Annotated in this window: 2 protein-coding genes; both read left to right on the top strand. The window is 63.8% G+C overall.

Going from position 1 to position 792, the window contains the following annotated elements; translation table 11 throughout:
- Window positions 1-604, top strand: a 604-nt coding sequence (gene bluB, locus NP596_RS21680) for a 5,6-dimethylbenzimidazole synthase (RefSeq protein WP_256617450.1), incomplete at its 5' end; no start/stop codon positions are given.
- Window positions 601-792, top strand: a 192-nt coding sequence (locus NP596_RS21675; RefSeq protein ID WP_443192639.1) for a nucleotide-binding protein, incomplete at its 3' end; no start/stop codon positions are given. The genes bluB and NP596_RS21675, both read left to right, overlap by 4 nt.

Below are 792 nucleotides of genomic sequence, written 5' to 3'. Positions count from 1 at the left end.
GTATCGCGCCATCGCCGAACGCCGCGACATGCGGCACTTTCTGCCCGACCCGGTGGCGCCCGAACTGCTGATGCGGATTCTGCGGGCCGCGCATCAGGCAGGCAGCGTGGGCCTGATGCAACCTTGGCGGTTTATCCGCATCACCGACCGCCAATTGCGAACCCGGATCCATCAGCTGGTGGACAATGAGCGGCAACTGACCGCCGCGGCCTTGCGGCAACGCCAGGATGAGTTTATGCGTTTGAAAGTGGAAGGCATCCGCGAGTGCGGCGAGCTGTTGGTGGTGGCGCTGCCCGACCAGCGCGAAAAACATCTGTTCGGCCGCCGTACCTTGCCGGAAATGGATTTGGCCTCGGCCGCCTGCGCGATTCAAAACCTGTGGTTGGCGGCGCGCGCCGAAGGCTTGGGCATGGGCTGGGTGTCGCTGTTCGATCCGGAGGCTTTGGCCGGGCTGTTGAACATGCCGGCCGGCAGCCGGCCGATTGCCATTTTATGCCTGGGTCATGTGGACGAGTTTTACCCCAAGCCCATGCTGGAACTGGAAAACTGGATTAGCCCGCAACCTTTGTCCGCCATGGTGTCGGAAAACGGCTGGGGCGGATGATACCGCCCGCGCTGATGGTGCAAGGCACTACCTCCGACGCCGGCAAAAGCACGCTGGTGACCGCCCTCTGTCGGCATTATCAACGCCAGGGCGTGCGGGTGGCGCCTTTCAAGCCGCAAAATATGGCGCTCAACAGCGCGGTGACCGTCGACGGCGGCGAAATAGGCCGGGCCCAGGCTGTGCAGGCC

It is taken from the genome of Methylomonas rivi (assembly GCF_024505165.1).
Classification (GTDB): domain Bacteria; phylum Pseudomonadota; class Gammaproteobacteria; order Methylococcales; family Methylomonadaceae; genus Methylomonas; species Methylomonas rivi.
The sequence above is the reverse complement of the archived record's forward strand: the minus strand, read 5'-3'. Positions and strand labels throughout refer to the sequence as shown.